12 protein-coding genes and 3 pseudogenes are annotated in these 17765 nt (G+C 44.0%); 8 read left to right on the top strand and 7 right to left on the bottom strand.

From position 1 onward, the window contains the following. Window positions 1-43: 43 nt before the first annotated feature. A pseudogene (locus tag A3712_RS28270) lies at window positions 44-793 on the top strand (carbohydrate-binding protein); the annotation flags it as partial. A 33-nt stretch (window positions 794-826) separates the two neighbouring features. On the opposite strand, the gene A3712_RS27350 reads toward A3712_RS28270, so the two are convergent. Then, the gene (locus tag A3712_RS27350) at window positions 827-1183 is read right to left on the bottom strand and encodes a hypothetical protein (RefSeq protein ID WP_157618732.1); all 357 of its coding nucleotides are present in this window, start codon (window positions 1181-1183) and stop codon (window positions 827-829) included. A gap of 187 nt (window positions 1184-1370) precedes the next feature. On the opposite strand from A3712_RS27350, the gene A3712_RS09820 reads away from it, so the two are divergent. Next, window positions 1371-1829 carry a GNAT family N-acetyltransferase gene (locus A3712_RS09820; protein ID WP_063523290.1) on the top strand — a complete coding sequence of 153 codons (459 nt, stop codon included), beginning with the start codon at window positions 1371-1373 and terminating at the stop codon, window positions 1827-1829. Window positions 1830-2040: 211 nt separating this feature from the next. Here the strand turns inward: A3712_RS09820 and A3712_RS09815 are convergent, their stop codons facing one another. Further along, a complete protein-coding gene (locus A3712_RS09815) occupies window positions 2041-3759 on the bottom strand; it encodes a S8 family peptidase (RefSeq protein ID WP_063523289.1) in 1719 nt (572 codons plus the stop codon). A 560-nt stretch (window positions 3760-4319) separates the two neighbouring features. Here A3712_RS09815 and A3712_RS09810 point away from each other — a divergent pair. The 4 genes and pseudogenes from A3712_RS09810 to A3712_RS26680 form a co-directional block, all read left to right on the top strand. Beyond that, window positions 4320-4784, top strand: a pseudogene (locus A3712_RS09810) (outer membrane protein); the annotation flags it as partial. Between the two features lie 187 nt (window positions 4785-4971). Then, a complete protein-coding gene (gene sbcD / locus A3712_RS09805) occupies window positions 4972-6225 on the top strand; it encodes an exonuclease subunit SbcD (RefSeq protein WP_063523288.1) in 1254 nt (417 codons plus the stop codon). Between the two features lie 5 nt (window positions 6226-6230). Then, the gene (locus tag A3712_RS09800; protein ID WP_063523287.1) at window positions 6231-9947 is read left to right on the top strand and encodes an SbcC/MukB-like Walker B domain-containing protein; all 3717 of its coding nucleotides are present in this window, start codon (window positions 6231-6233) and stop codon (window positions 9945-9947) included. Window positions 9948-10253: 306 nt separating this feature from the next. Beyond that, window positions 10254-10397: a DUF2256 domain-containing protein gene (locus tag A3712_RS26680; RefSeq protein ID WP_082856216.1), complete on the top strand. Its 144-nt coding sequence runs from the start codon at window positions 10254-10256 to the stop codon at window positions 10395-10397. Between the two features lie 114 nt (window positions 10398-10511). Here the strand turns inward: A3712_RS26680 and A3712_RS09795 are convergent, their stop codons facing one another. From A3712_RS09795 to A3712_RS09780, 4 genes are all read right to left on the bottom strand, one after another. Further along, window positions 10512-11252: an SDR family oxidoreductase gene (locus A3712_RS09795; protein ID WP_063523286.1), complete on the bottom strand. Its 741-nt coding sequence runs from the start codon at window positions 11250-11252 to the stop codon at window positions 10512-10514. Then, on the bottom strand, window positions 11252-12811 hold the full coding sequence (locus A3712_RS09790; RefSeq protein ID WP_063523285.1) for a cryptochrome/photolyase family protein: 1560 nt from the start codon (window positions 12809-12811) through the stop codon (window positions 11252-11254). Before A3712_RS09790 ends, A3712_RS09795 begins: the two co-directional genes overlap by 1 nt. Continuing rightward, a complete protein-coding gene (locus A3712_RS09785) occupies window positions 12808-14166 on the bottom strand; it encodes a DASH family cryptochrome (protein ID WP_063523284.1) in 1359 nt (452 codons plus the stop codon). Before A3712_RS09785 ends, A3712_RS09790 begins: the two co-directional genes overlap by 4 nt. A gap of 204 nt (window positions 14167-14370) precedes the next feature. Then, window positions 14371-14793: a universal stress protein gene (locus A3712_RS09780; RefSeq protein ID WP_063523283.1), complete on the bottom strand. Its 423-nt coding sequence runs from the start codon at window positions 14791-14793 to the stop codon at window positions 14371-14373. Between the two features lie 235 nt (window positions 14794-15028). Here A3712_RS09780 and A3712_RS09775 point away from each other — a divergent pair, with 235 nt between their 5' ends. Both A3712_RS09775 and A3712_RS28265 read left to right on the top strand, forming a co-directional pair. Further along, window positions 15029-16171 carry a PcfJ domain-containing protein gene (locus A3712_RS09775; RefSeq protein ID WP_063523282.1) on the top strand — a complete coding sequence of 381 codons (1143 nt, stop codon included), beginning with the start codon at window positions 15029-15031 and terminating at the stop codon, window positions 16169-16171. Between the two features lie 265 nt (window positions 16172-16436). Then, window positions 16437-16823: pseudogene (locus tag A3712_RS28265) on the top strand (GNAT family N-acetyltransferase); the annotation flags it as partial. A gap of 70 nt (window positions 16824-16893) precedes the next feature. On the opposite strand, the gene A3712_RS09770 reads toward A3712_RS28265, so the two are convergent. Further along, complete coding sequence (locus A3712_RS09770) at window positions 16894-17694, bottom strand: 4'-phosphopantetheinyl transferase family protein (protein WP_063523304.1); 801 nt, start codon at window positions 17692-17694, stop codon at window positions 16894-16896. Between the last annotated feature and the right edge of the window lie 71 nt (window positions 17695-17765).

Below are 17765 nucleotides of genomic sequence, written 5' to 3'. Positions count from 1 at the left end.
CGACACTACCAGTGTATGTAATTGAACTTGTTAGGTCACCGNCTACACGCTTGTTTACCGAGTAACAGATAGTGCAAATCAAACGGTAACTGCTGAACGTAAAGTGTCTGTGACTGACGGTTCGAACTGCGCAGCAGCATGGGATACTAATACAGTCTATGTCGAAGGTGATCAGGTGTCCCACGATGGGGCAACTTGGGTGGCGGGTTGGTACACTCGTGGTGAAGAGCCCGGAACAACAGGTGAGTGGGGCGTTTGGAAGAAAGCGTCAGACAGTTCATGTGGTGGCAACCCAGGTCCAGGTGGTGACGTAGAACTTAGCGTGTCTGGTTTGCAGTCTGAATACATTCTAGACAATGGCGATGTAAGTATTCAGTTCACATTGGAGTCGAATGAAGCGCTTGATGTTATCGCAAATGTGATCAATAGCGCGGGTTCTGTGGTTGAACAGACCATCGTGAAGCTAACCGATAGCCGCACGGTTACGATGGACCTGTATGATGTCACAGAAGGTCAATACAAGCTGGAAGTGGTTGGAACTGCGACAGATGGCGAAGTGGTGATGGTGGATAACTCGTTCTCAGTTAAAGAAGAGGGCGGAACAACACCTCCTCCTCCGGGTGACTACCCTCCGTATGAAGCTGGAACGAATTACGAAGCAGGTGAGATCGTAGTAGGCAGTGACAATGGGTTATACGAATGTAAGCCTTGGCCCTACACGGCGTGGTGTGCAAGTGCTTCGTATGCACCAGGTGATAGCCTATACTGGCAAGACGCATGGGTTAAGCTTTAATCTAATAAAATAAATTGGCTACGAAATGTAGTTCTAAAGTGAATGAAAAGAGAGGCTATATGCCTCTCTTTTTGGTTGATAATGAGAGCCTGGAGTTTGCTTGGCTGGGTCTTTAATCGGGTTCTGTGCAAGCTCCTCATCCGTTACTTTGATGAGAGCGTGAGAGGTACAAACGACGAAACAGTCAGTAATACGAATACTGACGCTGATTTTAAATTTTTCCTGTTCAAACCGATGGTTTCGAAATTCTTCACAGAAGCGTTCACCAAATAGGGGCGCGATATTATTGTGGACATCAATGACCTGATGATCCTGGAGGCTACTATAGCCTTGGGCAGAATTTAAGTTCTGACAAGGTAAGGCTGTCGTTAAGTCTAGTTGGATACTCATATTGGTCTGATCAATTAGTCTCTACCGTAAAATGGCGCTTTGCATTAACTTGGGTATATCGCTGATAGACAAGGTAAATCCATTGAGACTCTTCATGCAAAGTAATATATTAATCGTTTAACTACGCGAGCGTAATTTTACTGAATTGAAAGTGGATTAAGATTTTATTAAGGATAATTAGGGTTTTATGAAAATAAAAATTGATGATTTGTCAGGTGGAGAGGTTATTGGGCTATTAGAAGAGCATTTAGCAGATATGTATGCGACGTCGCCATCAGAAAGCGTGCATGCACTCGATCTTGATGCTTTGAAATCACCAGAGATTACTTTTTTCAGTGCATGGAAAAACAGTCAATTATTGGGTTGTGTTGCTATTAAGGAATTGGATGCCCAACACGCAGAGCTTAAGTCGATGCGAACTTCTCAGTTTGCTCGCAATACAGGAGTGGCGAGCAAACTCTTGCAGCACGTGCTAGACACGGCCTCTAACCGCAAATATCAAAGAATCAGCTTGGAAACAGGTTCTGAGGAATACTTCAAGCCTGCGCGTAATTTGTATGAAAAGTTTGGCTTTGGATACTGTGAACCCTTTTCGGATTATAAATTAGACCCTTACAGCCAGTTCATGAGTATCGAATTACGCTAGACGCAGTCTAGTTGAAACACAAGATTAAAGAGATTCCCTATCACGTTCGTTCCTCACTGTAGGCAATGACGAGTACTACACTCGTACTATTTTCTCTAGTCATTCCATAATCGAGTGACGAGGTATCTGTAATCTCTTTTGCTGCAATAAAAAAGAAAAAAGGTTGCTCTGGGCAACCTTTTTTCACCGCTAATCAATGAATAGGAAAGCTTTAGCGCGTTTTTAACTCTGTGAATATCGCTTCAGCGTCAACCACGCTTCCGGAAATCGATAGGGTGTTGAAAGGCACTAAATCTCTCGGGCTAGAAGGCTTTTTAACAAGCAATTCTGGATAGACTTTTGATTCGTTCATTAATAGCGATTTCAGCTCTTTTACTGATAGGTCTGGGTAACGAGACCATACTAATGCCGCGATACCCGAAACTACAGGTGCTGCCATGCTAGTTCCACTTTTCGAACCGTAAGTGTTACCTGGTGTTGTTGATAAGATACGATATCCAGGAGCAAATACATCGACTGATTCTTGACCGAAGTTACTGAAGCTTGCGACTAAGCTTTGATCTGCGTATTTTGCAGATGCACCCACATCTAACCATGTTGAGATAGGCTTTGAACGGTAGTGCTTAGCATAGCGGTTGGGAAAGCTTGGTTTGATGTCGTTGTCGTTACGGCTATTACCCGCAGAGTGAACAATCAGCACCCCTTTACGAGCGGCATAGCGGAATGCATGGTCAACAATGTACTTGCGAGGTGAGTAGCTTTTTCCGAAACTCATGTTAATGATCTTTGCGCCATTATCGACAGCATAGCGTACAGCGTTTGCAATGTCTTTGTCTCGCTCATCTCCATTTGGCACCATGCGTACTGCCATAATTTGAGCATGGTCTGCAACACCATCGATACCAATAAAGTTGCCGCGTTCAGCAGCGATGATACCAGCTACGTGAGTGCCGTGAGAGCCCACAGGCCCCTTAACATCGTTGTTACCGTAACCTTTTTCCCAAGGGTTTTTGATGTCATCTAGTACAATGTCGCGACGAGTATCGAGCTCAAGATTTAAATGGAAGTCTAAAGAGTCTTGATAGCGGCTACGACGAGACTCCAAGTATTCAAATGAGTACCAAGATTCAAATAGGCTGAGTAGGCCTTGCGCCGCTGTAACAACGCTAGCGTTTTCGTTATCTAATAGCGTTTTTAAACCATTAGTCGAAAAGTCTTTCTGATCAACATATTGTAGAATCTCTTGTTTGTATTCGTTGGCTTGGTCAATCGCGGTAGTGACACGATTTAACGCATCTTGGTCGCCTTTTAAAGAGGAGAGATAGTCTGACTCAACGCCTTCATAGTACTTACGCTTTTTGCGTGGAATCCAATGTCCATTTTCTTTAAGTTTCAGGTACTTCTTGTATTCTCGTGTGACCTCTAATGTATCTTGATCAACGTTGATCCCTAATGAGTTTCCGAGAAAGTTCCATCCGTGAATATCATCGATGTAACCATTGCCATCATCATCGATACCGTTATCTGGGATCTCGCCTTGGTTCGTCCAAAGCTTGTTTTTAAGGTCTTCATGTTCCACATCAACGCCCGAATCAAGAACAGCCACGATCACTGGCTCTGGCTTTAGTGGTGGCATAAGGTAGTCATATACCACGTCAGAACCTACGCCTTGAAGCCTTGTGTAGCTTGCAGATAGATTGAACCAATCGCCGCGCTGTGAATCAGCAGAGCTCATCATTCTCATCGAGAAGAAGGATGGTTGGATGGGATCTTTAGAGTAGTCCTCAACAATCGTACCTTTTACATCTTGTATGAAAGGTGAATTGACAAGCTGTGGTGTAACGCCATCTTCTTTAACTGTTGAAGCGGTGGCGTGTGCGGAAGCAATAATAGCTAAAGCGAGAGTAGTAAGTCTGTATCCATGTTTCATCTGTGTAGCATCCTTATAATTATACGGCCAAAACTGTTTTTTAAACGCAATGCTTAACGCGTTTTGCAAGTTTTGTGGGCGGGAAATGCCCGCTCAAAAAGCAGCCCAAAGGTAATATGCAATTAGACTTCTATCATTCATTTGGTCAATGAAATGGTATTGAGATCTCACTGTAAGCGACTTTTAAGCTTTAAAGTTTGAGCTGAATTCTATTAACAAATTCAATATTTATAAAATACAAACTGGAGGGTAAACTATATAAAAATCAATTGATTAATTTGTTATTTATCAGGCGAGAAGGTTTTCATTTAGCCCGTGGAAAGGAGGGAATAAGGAGCTCAATCTTTATATTGAAGGTACAGAACGAGCATCCCAAGAGTGTTTTGTTGGCTCAACTCTATGGCCGTATTAGAGCGTTACTCATTTGGACTAAATACAAAGTGAGCATCAATAGCAAAATGGTCGGATAAGTGTCAACTTCCCCAAGTCTCCGAGTTTAGCCTTTGGTTGAGCTTGACCGTATTTGAGTTACTAACAGCTCGTCTATGCACTCTACATACTACCAGGATTCTGACACTGATGGTGGTGGCAACTTAGACGCTGAAAGCATGGGATATAGCCTTTACGGTGGCTATCAATTTAATCGTATTGTCGGTATTGAGCTAGGTTACACGGACTACGCTGACTATGAGTCATCTGGTATTAAGGTATTTTCACCAACGTCTTTGTCTGTTGCTGCAAATCTTGGTTATACGTTCGACAAGTCAATCCGCCCATTTGTTCTAGCAGGTATAAGCTACGTTAACCTGAATGCAAACAGTTCTGGTAAATTTGAAGATGATTCTGGCGCAGTTTTCCGCTTTGGTGTTGGTGTGGAATATACGCCAGTATAGAACCTAACACTTCGCCTTATCTAACAAGGTGATTCAGTAAACCTCGAATTCTTCGATAACCGTGGTAATAGACTGCAAAGTCGTGATGTCGCATTTAGCACAGTAACTCTGGGTGCTTCTTACAATTTCTAACGCATGTTGATATCTGAAATTGTTAATAGTTGATATGAAAGCCGCTCTGATTATGAGCGGCTTTTTTGTAGCTATAGCCTATGATGCGTTCATGCATAAAATTAGTTGCTTTTCACAAGCTTATAAAAGGGAATTGTATGAGCGATTTTGGTAGATTATAGGTATTACCGACTTCCAGTGAGCAGCAATGAAGATTCTTCACACGTCCGATTGGCACCTTGGCCAAAACTTCTACAATAAAAGCCGCAAGAATGAACATGAACAGTTCTTACAATGGTTGCTTGAGCAAGTTACCGAACATGACATCGATGCGATCATCGTTGCTGGTGATATTTTTGATACTAGTACGCCACCAAGTTACGCTCGTGAGATTTATAACAAGTTTGTTGTCGATTCGAACAAGATCGGCTGTCAATTGGTACTGCTAGGCGGAAACCACGACTCAGTTTCAGTTCTGAAAGAGACACAACAGCTGCTCAAATACATGGGGGCTGACGTTATTCCAAATACCAACGAAGATCATGCAACTCAGGTTCTTGAACTCAAGGGTAAAACGGGCGATGTAGAAGCGCTTGTGTGTGCTATTCCCTTTATTCGTCCTCGTGATGTACTTACCAGTCAAGCCGGTGTTTCTGGCGTAGAGCGTCAAAAACAGCTTGGTGATGCAATCAAGCAGCACTACCAAAGTGTTTATGAGGCGGCAGTCGCCAAGCGTGCTACTTATGAAAACCATGAACACATGCCAATCATCGCTACAGGGCACCTTACTGCAATGGGCGTCCAACAGTCAGATTCTGTACGTGATATTTACGTTGGTAACCTAGATGGCTTTGCTGCGGATGGTTTCCCGGATGCTGACTACATTGCTCTTGGTCATATTCATCGTCCTCAAGTGGTGGCTAAGCGTGAATACATTCGGTATTCCGGCTCTCCAATCCCACTGAGCTTTGATGAACTTAAATCCCAGAAGCAGGTGTGCGTGGTTGAGTTTTCTGAAGGTGAACGAACCATTTCTCAATTAGCCGTTCCAACATTCCAACCGCTTGCTGAAATCAAAGGCGACTTGAGCGAGATAGAGTCTCAACTGAATCAATATATTGGTTTGGATGGCGAACAAAGCGTGTGGCTGTCGATAGAGGTTCAGGCTCAAGATTACCTATCTGATCTACAAGAGCGTATGCGTGCATTAACTGAAGGCTTGAATGTGGAAGTACTTCAACTGCGCCGTGCAAGAGAGCGTCGCAACCAAGCGTTGGAGCAAGAATCAGCAGAAACTCTGTCTGAACTGAGCCCAATGGACGTGTTTACCATGCGTATTGCCTTAGAAGAGTTCGAAACTGAGTCTGAAAAAGCCCGCTTAGAGCGAATGACAGTGAAGTTTAAGCAAGTCATGGTCGAAGTGTCTGAAAGCGCTCAAGCAACAAACAAAGTAGAAGAGTAACGAGTATGAAGATTTTAAGCCTAGAATTTGAAAACCTGAACTCTTTGAAAGGGCGTTGGAAGCTCGATTTTACCCAGTCACCGTTTGCAGAAAATGGTCTGTTTGCAATCACGGGCCCAACAGGTGCGGGTAAAACGACTATTCTGGATGCAATTTGTTTAGCGCTATTCCACCGCACGCCTCGTTTGAAAAGCATAGCTAAAGGCAATAACGAGCTGATGACTCGCGGTACAGGTGAGTGTTTTTCTGAGCTTGAATTTGAAGTGCAGGGCAAAACTTACCGTTCTAACTTCCACCAAAAGCGAGCTCGTGGAAAGCATGATGGTGCACTGCAAACACCAACATGTGAATTTGCGGATGCAGACACCGATAAAGTCTTAGAGACCATGTTGACCAAGAAAACTAAGTTGGTAGAGCAGGTGACTGGTTTGGACTTTTCACGCTTTACTAAGTCGATCATGCTTTCTCAAGGCGAATTTGCTGCATTCTTGAATGCCAACGCGAATGACCGTGCCGAATTGTTGGAAGAACTTACTGGTACTGAAGTTTATAGCCTGATTTCAGAACGTATTTACGATCATTTCAAATCGAGTGAAGAGTCGCTTAATCACCTTAAGGCAAAAGCTGAGGGTGTGAGTTTACTGTCTGATGAGCAGATTCAAGAGCTGACAACAGAGCGAGATACGTTAGAAGCTGAACAGAAACGTTTAGCAGAACAACTAAAAGAGTGGCAAGCTCACCTTAGCTGGTGGAAAGACATGACCAAAGCGCAGCATACTGTTACGACCAGTGAACAAGATCTAAAAACAGCGCAAAGCGATTTGGAGCAAAACCAACCATCTTTGTTACGCTTGGCAAACAGCGAGCCGGCTGTGAAATTGCGACCGTTGCACAAAGACTTAAAACGCTGCGAGCATGAGCTGAACCTTACGCAAATTAACTTAAATAACAGTACTAAATTGCTAGTAGTGCGCGAGGCCGAGAAGTTAGACGCCCAAACCAAGCTGACTCAAAATAGCGAAGTGGTTGAAAACGTTAAAGCTGAGCAACATGATCAAGAAAAGATCATTGAGCAAGTCCGCCCCCTCGACAACCAAATATCGGTACTCAAAGACAAGCATACTTCGGCGGTTAACGCCGAAAATACGTTGAATGAACAACACGCACAGCAACGTAATCAACAGCTTATGTTGGTGAAACAGATTGACGAGTTGAAACAGCAAGAAAAGCTGAGCGCTGACTATCTAGAGACGCATCAGGCGGACCAACATCTCGAAAAGCACCTTGGTCAGTGGCAAGCTAAAGTTGAGCAAGTGCGAACGTTAGAATCTCAGCATTCGCAACAACTCAACTTAGCGAAGCAAACCCATACGGCGCTAGAAACTCAACAAGTTGTGATTAAAAACGCACAACAAGCCAAAGCATCGCAAGATCAAGCTTTAGCTGAGTTGGCGCTTGCCGAGAATAATTCCAAGCTACAATGGGAAGCATTACAGGCGAAAACCAGTGAAACAGTATTACTTTCCCAAAAAGAGCTGTTGGAGCTTTGGAATCGAAACACCCACTCGTTGTTTGAAATCAATCGCGGCTTTTTGAACGCACAGCAACAGCTTGCTGTTAAGACACAAGCCCACCAAACTAACGTTCAGCAGGCTGACAAGCTATCGAAAGAGCGTGAAGTACTGGTGGAGCGATACAAAGAGAAAGAGACATCACTTGAGCGCTTAACCTTGTTAATCGCGCAAGAGGGAGAGTTAGCTAAGTACCGTGCGAAGTTGGAGTCTGGCTCTGAATGTCCGCTATGTGGTTCTACTGAACATACGGTTGAGCAGTCGCAAGATATTGCGAACTTGATTGCTCAGCAAGAGCGAGAAAAATATGAGTTAGCGATCATTAAGAAAGATGGTCAAGAACATCGTCAACAGTTGGATTCTCTTGCTCCTATGATCACAGCACTAAGCGATGATATTCAACGTGCACAAGCGGATATTCAGCAAGCGCAACTTAACTGGCAATCTGTAGTAGGTAAGCTTAAACAGAGTTTGTCTGACTTTCCAGCAGTGACCCTGGAGTTCACACTGCTTTCCGTGGCTGACTTGGGGAATGAACTTGAGGTGACGACTTTTGTTGAGCAATGCGAGCTTCATTTAAATCAAACCCAGCAGCAGCTGAAAGTCTTAGTGGATGCAAAAAACAGCTATGCCGAGGCCGAGAAACAACGTATATCAGCTAGCGTTATGGCTGATAAAGCGCAAGCTAATCTTGTGTTAGCGGAGGAGCGTCTCAACGACCTCAATAAGCAAAACCAAGCTGCGAATGAGCAAGCAAGTCAAACTGTGCAAGCTAAAGAGCAACAGTGGCACTCACTCAAAGAGAGCATTGTGGAAACCTCGATTGAGGCTCCTGAACTTGAGCATATTGATGCTTGGTTTGCTGAAAAACTGCAAGCCTCAAACACATGGCTGCAAACCAAACAGCAACAGACTGAGCTAGAAAAGCGTTTGATTACCCAATGTGCTGAGCAAAAAACACTGGATGATAAACTAAACAGGTTGCAAAAAGAGCTGGATGCGCTAAGCAAAGAAAGCGAATTGCTAACAGCGGAGTTAGCTCGTATTGGCGGTGAAAGAGCACAGTTGTTTGGTGAGCAAGACATTCAAGTCGCAAGCCAAGCAATGAAGCAAAAGGTAACAGATGCAGTTGCAGCGTTTGACGTGGCTCAGTTGGTACTTAATCGCTGTGAATTGAAATATCGAACCGAACAAACGAAACATACCGGTTTTTCTGATGAATTAACCACGAAGCAAACAAGCCACACCCAAGCGAAGAATGCTTGGGTTGAAGCTTTGCAAGAGAGCCCGTTTGAAGCGGAAGTTGATTTTGAAGCGGCACTGCTCGATGAAGAGGTGCACACTCAATTACAAAACCTTAAAAAGTCTCTGGATGAAGCAATTGTCAGTGCAAAAGCAAGGCTGAATGCGGCAAATGCAGCGCAAGTGGAGCTACAAAACCACGAAAATGCGCAAGCATGGCAAGAACAAGACCAACAGAAAGTGGAGCTGGCGACGGCTGATTGCCAAGAAGCTCAGCAAAGCCATGCGAGTAAAATTGGCGCAATCTCTGCCAACCTTGAAACTGATCGTCAGAACCGAATTAACCAGCAAGATTTGTTTAAGCAGATCTCTGAACAACAAGTTGAGTTTGATGATATCTCTCGCTTGAACTCGCTGATTGGCTCTAAGAATGGCGACAAGTTCCGTAAGTTTGCACAAGGGCTAACGTTGGAAAACTTGGTGTACTTGGCAAACAAGCAATTGCAGCGTTTACATGGTCGCTATGAATTAAAGCGCAAAGCCGACGATAGCTTAGAGCTACAGGTACTCGACACCTGGCAGGGCGACGTAATGCGCGATACCAAAACTCTGTCTGGTGGCGAAAGCTTCTTGGTGAGTTTGGCGTTGGCACTCGCGTTATCTGATCTTGTTAGTTATAAAACCAGTATTGATTCTCTATTCTTAGATGAAGGCTTTGGTACGCTTGATAGTGAAACGCTAGACATCGCATTGAACGCACTCGATAACTTGAATGCATCAGGCAAAATGATTGGTGTCATTAGTCACGTTGAAGCTTTGAAAGAGCGTGTGCCTGTGCAGTTGAAAGTGACCAAGCATGCAGGCCTTGGCGTTAGCGAGATGGAAAAGCAGTACAAAGTGGTAGTCTGATATCTTAAAGATTGGTCGGCTGGTATCGAAAACCTAGTGTGTTGAGTGAAATGGTTTCAGCTTCAACAAAAGCAAATCTCCAACTCTGTCGTTCCTCCTTCTTGGGGGGGACGGAGTGGGGCTCTCACTTGTATACCAATGGCTAGACTAGACGGTCGGACGATAGAGAGTTCCGGCCATTATTTTAAGTGAGGTAAGCTAGCTTGGATATGACAACTGCCGTCATTCCTTATAGCGAGAAACAAGCTTAATAGGGAATCTCTCTGTCAGAACTTCAATGAACAGACTAAGACACAAGGAACATTCATGCACAAAAAGCCACACCTGCCTTCAAAGACATGCCCTGTGTGTCAGAAGCCATTCGCATGGCGCAAGAAGTGGGAGCGCTGTTGGGATGAAGTCGTGTATTGCTCTGAGCGTTGTCGCCGTAACAAACAAAAGCAAGGCTAGCCTTTACTAAGTCTAGTCCTTGCTGGCCCAATCTTCGTCATTTCCTACAGCGAGGTACGAGCGTGATAGGAGACCTCAGTAAGGTTCCGAAATTCCCCACTTTTAACATCTACTTTACCAAGGTAACTGCTCACCATTATACGCGTAGAAATGTCCACTTTGCTCGGGTGTGGCGGTGCGAATAATGTCGATGAGTTGATGTGCCACGTAAGCTGAATCAAATAGCTTGCCTTCCGGTACATTTGCTTGAAAGGGTTTCGACAACGCAGTATCAGTCGTCCCTGGATGCAGCGCTAAAATGGTGCCTTTCTTAATGGTGCGACCCCATTCAATCGACATGGTTTTAATGAACATATTGAGTGCCGCTTTTGATGAACGGTAGCTATACCAACCGCCTAAGCGATTGTCTGAAATACTGCCAACCTTGGCAGACACCACCGCGAATTTAGGATTATCACTTGCTTTGAGGAGTGGCGTGAAATGCTTAGCGAACAACAAGCTCGGAAGTGTATTTACAGACATGTTTTTGAGGAAAAACTCAGGGTCAATGGACGACAGGTTCTTTTCAGGCCCCAGTTCTGGAGTATGTAACATCCCAACGCAGTTAATCAGCCAATCGAGTTGATCAAATTGAGCTCGTAATTCGAAGATATCGGACTCTTGAGTCACGTCAACCTGGTACCAGGTTAGGCGTTTGTCATCAACCTCAGGCTTTTGGGAATGGTAAGTTGCTGCGACATGAATATCGAGAAAATCAAAGCGAGACAGCTCAGAGAGTAGGTGTTTAACCACGGCGAGACCAATGCCACCACTACCTCCAATAACCAATATGTGTAGTCTGAGTTGCTCCACCATTATAAGTTCTCCAAATTCATCAGTCGTTGTTCCGCGGTATCGAGTATCGCTTGTTGTTCTTGTTCATCCATGTTGTCCCAAGAACGATAAAGCATACCCATGCGAGGGTTTCGGTTTAAGGCGTCGCGGTGATTGTTCATAAAGCGCCAATACAAACTATTAAACGGACATGAGGTCTCACCACTACGCTCTTTAATTTTATAATGACAGCCTTTGCAGTAGTCACTCATGCGATTAATGTACGAACCGCTGGCAGAGTATGGTTTGGTTCCTACGATCCCGCCATCCGCAAATAGTGCCATACCTCGCGTATTTGGCATTTCAACCCATTCGATTGCATCAACATAAATGCCGAGGTACCAACTGTCGACTTGGTCTGGTGCAATGCCTGTGATTAAGCAGAAGTTGCCTGTTACCATGAGCCTTTGAATATGGTGGGCATAAGCATATTCTAGCGATTGATCAATCGCGTGCTTCATGCAATTCATCTTAGTCTGGCCATCCCAAAAGTAATGCGGCAACGCTCGGTCTGCTGAGAAGTGGTTCTTGGTCGCGTATGCTGGCATGTTCGCCCAATACACCGCGCGTATGTACTCACGCCAACCCAATATCTGACGAATGAACCCTTCGACCTGTGCAATATCGATAGTGGGTGCATTTTGCTCAGAAGAAGCGTGATAAGCAGAAAGAGCAGCATCAATGACTTCGCTAGGGCTAAGAAGCTTGCTGTTTAACGAGAACGACAGTCGGCTGTGATACAAGCTCCACTTTGAGTCGTGTTCCACTGTCATTGCATCTTGAAAGTGGCCAAACAGTGGCAGACAAACTTGGCAGAAGTGAGCGAGCAAAGACAAACTTTGTTCACGATTTACAGGCCAAAGTAGCTGGTCACCAACTTGTCCTATGGTCGCAACTTGATGTCGTGCAATACGCTCGAGGATGGAAGATATATCGTTGGAAAACATCAAAGGTTGGGGCAGGTTTTCGATGTCCTGTTTCTTGAGTTTTTTACGGTTATTTGCATCATAGTTCCATTTACCGCCCATTGGTTTTCCGTCGTCTAAGAGAATGTCGAAACGTTTTCTCATTCGGCGGTAGAAATGCTCCATCATGATATGTTTGCCTTTCGGAAACTGTTCTTCGATTTCGATAAAAGGAAACATGAAGTGCTCGGAGTCGTAGCACCCTTTGACGGTGTTAGGTAGTTTGAGTTTGTTGAGCTGTTCTAACAGGCGATATTCGTCTGGTCTTTGATATTCAAATTTCTCAGCGTCAAACTCGTTTATGTAGTGCTGAAGTGCGGCGTCGAGATCTTTGAATTGTGCTGTATCATCTAAGGTCAAATGCAACACTTGGTGCCCACGTTGTGTCAGCTCTTCAGCGAAATAGTCCATGGCAGAGAAGAACGCTGCCACTTTTTGGATGTGTGAGGCGACATAGTCGGTTTCCTGCTTAAGTTCGGCGATGATGTAGATCACTTCATCACTGACATGATCGAACCAAGAGTGCTCAATATTGAGCTGGTCACCTAAAATTAGGCGTACAGTTTTGTATTTCATATAACGTCCTGATATCGAGTTGACGCTGAAGCTTCATCATCCCGGAGCCACTTGTTGATAAAGGTGTGATTTGGGTCATACATTTCTGTTTGCTTAACAAGATCGAAATGACGGGATTTAGATTGTGATTGATTGGCTGCATTTCGTTTGTTGGCGTTTTGCGTAGCCTGTGAATTTAAAGCTCCGGCGATATAAGCCCAATTACCCCAATTCGACGCAACATCGTAATCAATGAGTTGGCTTTCGAAGTAGGCGGCGCCGTGGCGCCAATCAATACCAAGCTCGTGAATCAAGCAGCTCGCAACTAGCTGTCTGCCTCTGTTAGACATATAACCCGTTGAGTTAAGCTGGCGCATACAGGCGTCGACAATGGGGTAATTGGTGTTGCCGCTTTTCCATCTAGCGAAGCTTGATCCCGCATTGGTATCGAGAAATTGTTCATTCGACAGATCATTAGAATCCCAACCAAACAGCGACGTCCCCAGCGTTAAACACTTCCAGTAGAAATACTCACGCCACAACAACTCAAAATAAATCCAGTAGGTAGAATCGTTCGCGCCACGATGCGCTTCAAATTCCTTTAAGTGGCGGTAAATGGTTTTTGGCGATACACACCCTAATGCCAGCCATGGCGAAAATTTAGTTGAGTTCTCGATGCCATCTAATGCGTTTCGCGTCTGTTTGTAGGTTCCGGCATAGTTATGTGAAAAGTAGTTTTCTAAGTGGGTCAACCCTGCCGTTTCACCGCCTATGTAGTCGCCTGTTTTTGAGTCGTTTAACTCAGTTATCGACTCTCTATAACACTCAGTAGCGGTTTGTGGTGCTGGTGGAAGGCAAGTTATTACATTCTCTTCTGAATTAACATCAAGACGTTCAACTTGAAGACGGAACTTGGTGAACGAACGAGGCAGCTTGGTAAGTTCAAAGGGGAAGGCATCACTCTCGAACAGAGTAGTATTACACTGCTGATAGATGAGTAAATTAGGGCACTCCGATAGCGTATTCTGTATTAACTGTCGCTCGTCATGGGCACAGTGCGAACTAGCAAAAAAGTGTGTCACTTGCTGAGTTTTAATGATTTGGACCAAGTTCTCACTCGTATTTCGGCCTAAAACAACAAGGCTTTGTCCAAGACGCGCCAGATTCAAGGTTAAAGCATCAATTGCTTGTTTTATGAAAAGGTGGCGATGTGCTCCGTTATGTTCTTCCTGTGATAGTCGAACCGAATAGGCAGAAAGCTTTGGTTCAATGGCGACGCATAGTAGCTCTTCGACGCTCTGCGAAGCTTGATAAAGTAGTATGTTGTCGTTGATTCTTAAGTCATTTGTAAAAAGATAGAGACCAATCTTTTTCATGCTTACACTCGTGAATTGTTATTTATTAGACGGTTACGAGTTGATACGCTAACAAGATCACAAATGATGTAGGGAAATCGGTAGTCCTGAGCCAGAGGAAAAGGGACGATCACAAGAGGCTATTCAGCCAACCGATGTATGCCAACCAATAATACCGATAAAGGTTGGCAATGATGAACGTTTTAACCGTTTAAAAGAAAGCTGCTAATCCATCGGAACCACTAAGATATCAACCGGAGAGGTGTCGATTATCTTTTTCGAGTGTGAAATAAGCTTATGCCAAAAATCATGGTGATGGCCGCACATCAATAGGTCAACGTTATTTTCTGAGATAGTGTTCTTGAGCTTATCGTTCAAATCGCCCGTACCTACGAAAATATGCTCAATAGGGTGGTTTGCGTAAGCTTCGAGCTCCTTTAAGTTGTTAACGGCATCTTGATTGATAGGTAAATCCCCGTCGTTTGCTTGAATATCAACAAGCTCAGGGTAGATTTCTCCATGAGTACCATCGATGTAGACAAACGAAATACCCGCATCGAGTTTATCCGCGAAGAAAGTCGCTCTATCAATCAGTACTTTGGTGTCGTCAGACAATTCAACCGCGACTAGTATATGTCGGTATTCCATAATTTAAGCCTTTTGTTGTGGGTTATGTAACAAGCATAGTTTTTGTTGGCGTAAATTATATGGAATAGGTCTCATATTAAGAAAAATCATCATTCAAAGATCTTATAAAGACTATCCTGTATATAGCGCTTTGCTTGATTGGAAATTTACAAAAGGTTGATGTAGTCGATGAAGCGCTAGCTTATGCTGTTATATAGGCTTGAAAGATCAATGCGCCAGCAATGAAGAGGCATCAATGACAGCATTACTCACCATCCCCACCCGAACACTTGGCTTTGATTACGATATTGAGATTCGTGATTGGTCACAGAAATTGGTTGGCTTCCATGTGTTTGAAGACGGACGACGTCCACTCGATGGCGGTATTGGGTTAAGCCTTAATCTCATAGAGCAATTTGATGTTAACGGGCAATGGTTGGAAACTCTGCCTGCACGTTACCGTGAAATCACAGATAATTTTCCAGAATATCAGTACCAAATGTTATGGTTGGCGGCGAACACTTATGAAGCGGCACAACTGTTGGAATTACGGCCAGTGATCTTGGCACTGATTTGCATGAAATACAGTGTTGATAACCAGAAGGCTCTGGAACTGAGTTGTTTAGGGCAAAAGAAGATCCTGGCTAAGCTTGGTTTAGACAGCAGCAAAGCGACGCTAAAATTTATTGATAAGCTTGAGCTACACTACAACGTTGGCGATGAACTCGACCATATCGTGCGAATTCTAGAGCCGCTGCAAAGACGTGTTCTTAAATTTAAGCACTACTCCAAGGTTGGCTACACGGCACTGCGTTTGGACCAGGTACACCCATTTTTAACTGGCAGTCGATTGGGCATTGCAATGGTTGAAGAGGGCAGACTCAATTCTCCGTCGAAGATGGCCATGTTCCAAGATGCGATATTGTTAGGGCTGGATTTAGAAATTGATGATCCTTTACATTCAATAACCAGTCAGAACTCGTTCGCAATGTTCGAACAACTCCACGACCGTTGGACTGAGCAGCGTCAACTGCGACGTTTAGAAGGCAGTCGCCCTATGGACAAGGATATCCCATATCCGGTCCCTTTGCTGGGGAGTGAAAATATTCACCCAATTACGGATTACTTTGATCTTGAGAAAGAGGGCATCGAGCAAAAGCACTGTATTGGCGTGTATCACAATCGCATCATGAGTGACCGCTATGTGGTGTTTCGAATGATGAAGCCTCAGCGCCTAACCATAGGTTTACGTCGTGTTCCAAGTAAAGCGTTTCCGTTCGAGATTGACCAAATCTGTGGTAAAAGAAACGCGCCACCGACTGAGGCAGCTCGCCAAGTGATTCACGATTGGTTGAAAGAGAGCAAGCAAACGTACCCCAATCAACATTGGCTAAAGTAGGCTGGATGAATTAGAAGGGAACCTATATGTATCAACAAGGCGATTTATGCCCACATTGTGGTTTGTTATTACGATGCCAACAGACTTACAAGCCGACTGTTTAGGTTGTGGAGAAGAGATCAATCAAGAAGCCGATTATATTCATTATGAGGATGAAGAGTAGGTTAATACAGTTTTTTGAGTGAATTGTTTAACTGAGTGGCTCTTATTTCAACTGCTCGTATTTAAAAAGGAAATTTAAATACAAAAAGTCGCTCTTAGATAATGTGCCCAGCACTCTCCAAACTGGCAAGAGCTTAAACGCCTTTTTCAAAGTGAATGGTTGGACTTTGAGTTTAAATCAGCCTATTCAGAACAATCGGACCCAACCAATGTTCATCTCCCGCTAGTGATCGTGGTCATTCGAGAAAATATCGTCACCGGTGGCTTTGCGTATTCCCATTTTCAAGAACCTCATCAAGTAAGAGATGTCGTCTGGATTAACGCTGTTTATGTTGATGAGAAATGGTGAGGCCAAGGTATTGCGAGTGAATTGATCAAGCGAGCCGTTCAACAAATGCCAGCCTTTTACCAATCGAAAGCTGCAGAAGATTCTGCGTCTCATCTTTATGCCTACACCAATATACCGTCCTTGTACTTGTCTCTCGGTTGATCGAGTGTCGATACTGACCCAGCACACCACATAGTGAGCATTTCCCAATAGAATCTATAAAGCGCGACAGTTAGCAATCACGTGAGTAATAACACAAAGTTAAAAAAGCTTTGTGTTGTGCTAAGTACCAGTATTCGCAGCTTATTTCCTTCAATGTGTTAGTTCGTAGTTTAATGCTTTCACTTAGCTCAAACTCCATTGTTTTTTGGTTTATTTGCTTCAATTTTGCATCAGTAAAATTCAAACCTCGTGTCGAGAACTTAGCCAGTGCCTTGTATATCGCCTCTTTGGCTGAGAAGAGCAGTGTTATGGCTTGTTCTTTGGTTAACTCAACACTTACCGCTAAATCAACTTCTTGTTCCGCCACAATCATGCTTTCAATATCTCTACAAACGTCGCTCGAAATGAGCTCTTGCACATCGAGACCAAGGTTTTCTCGGTCTGGACAACAGGAGGGGGTGACTACAACGCATGCCAAATTTGTGCAGTGTGAAATTGAGCCAATAGCGCCACAAGGGAATCTAGGACTGCGATCGATGTTCGACTCAAGAGTGCAATATTCAAACCCTAACTCATTAAGCCTGTTCGCGACTAAATAGCGGCCAACAAAATACTCAGCTTTTCTCTTATTAATGGAGTGAGCGATGACATCAGGGCAATAAATATTGGTTTGTTCGAACATGACATCGCAAAAGCGTGTTCCGTCAAACTGTGTAACGTGGATTTCGATACCTTCGCGCTGCGAGGTTCCAATATTCAAAGTGGTGTTGGCCTTTTCACAAAGCAATAACGTTGACTCTGCATGAAGGGTTAGTCCGTTACTCAGAAGGCCAAAATCTTTAGAGAGTTCACGAAAAGTTTTATTGATCATTAGGTTAACCATTTTGCAACAAAGAGAACAATTACTGCCAAGCCTTCATTTTTCAAATTTAAACCTCTAAC

Origin of the sequence: Vibrio sp. HI00D65, assembly GCF_001635455.1 — a bacterium.
GTDB lineage: Bacteria > Pseudomonadota > Gammaproteobacteria > Enterobacterales > Vibrionaceae > Vibrio.
The sequence above is the reverse complement of the archived record's forward strand: the minus strand, read 5'-3'. Positions and strand labels throughout refer to the sequence as shown.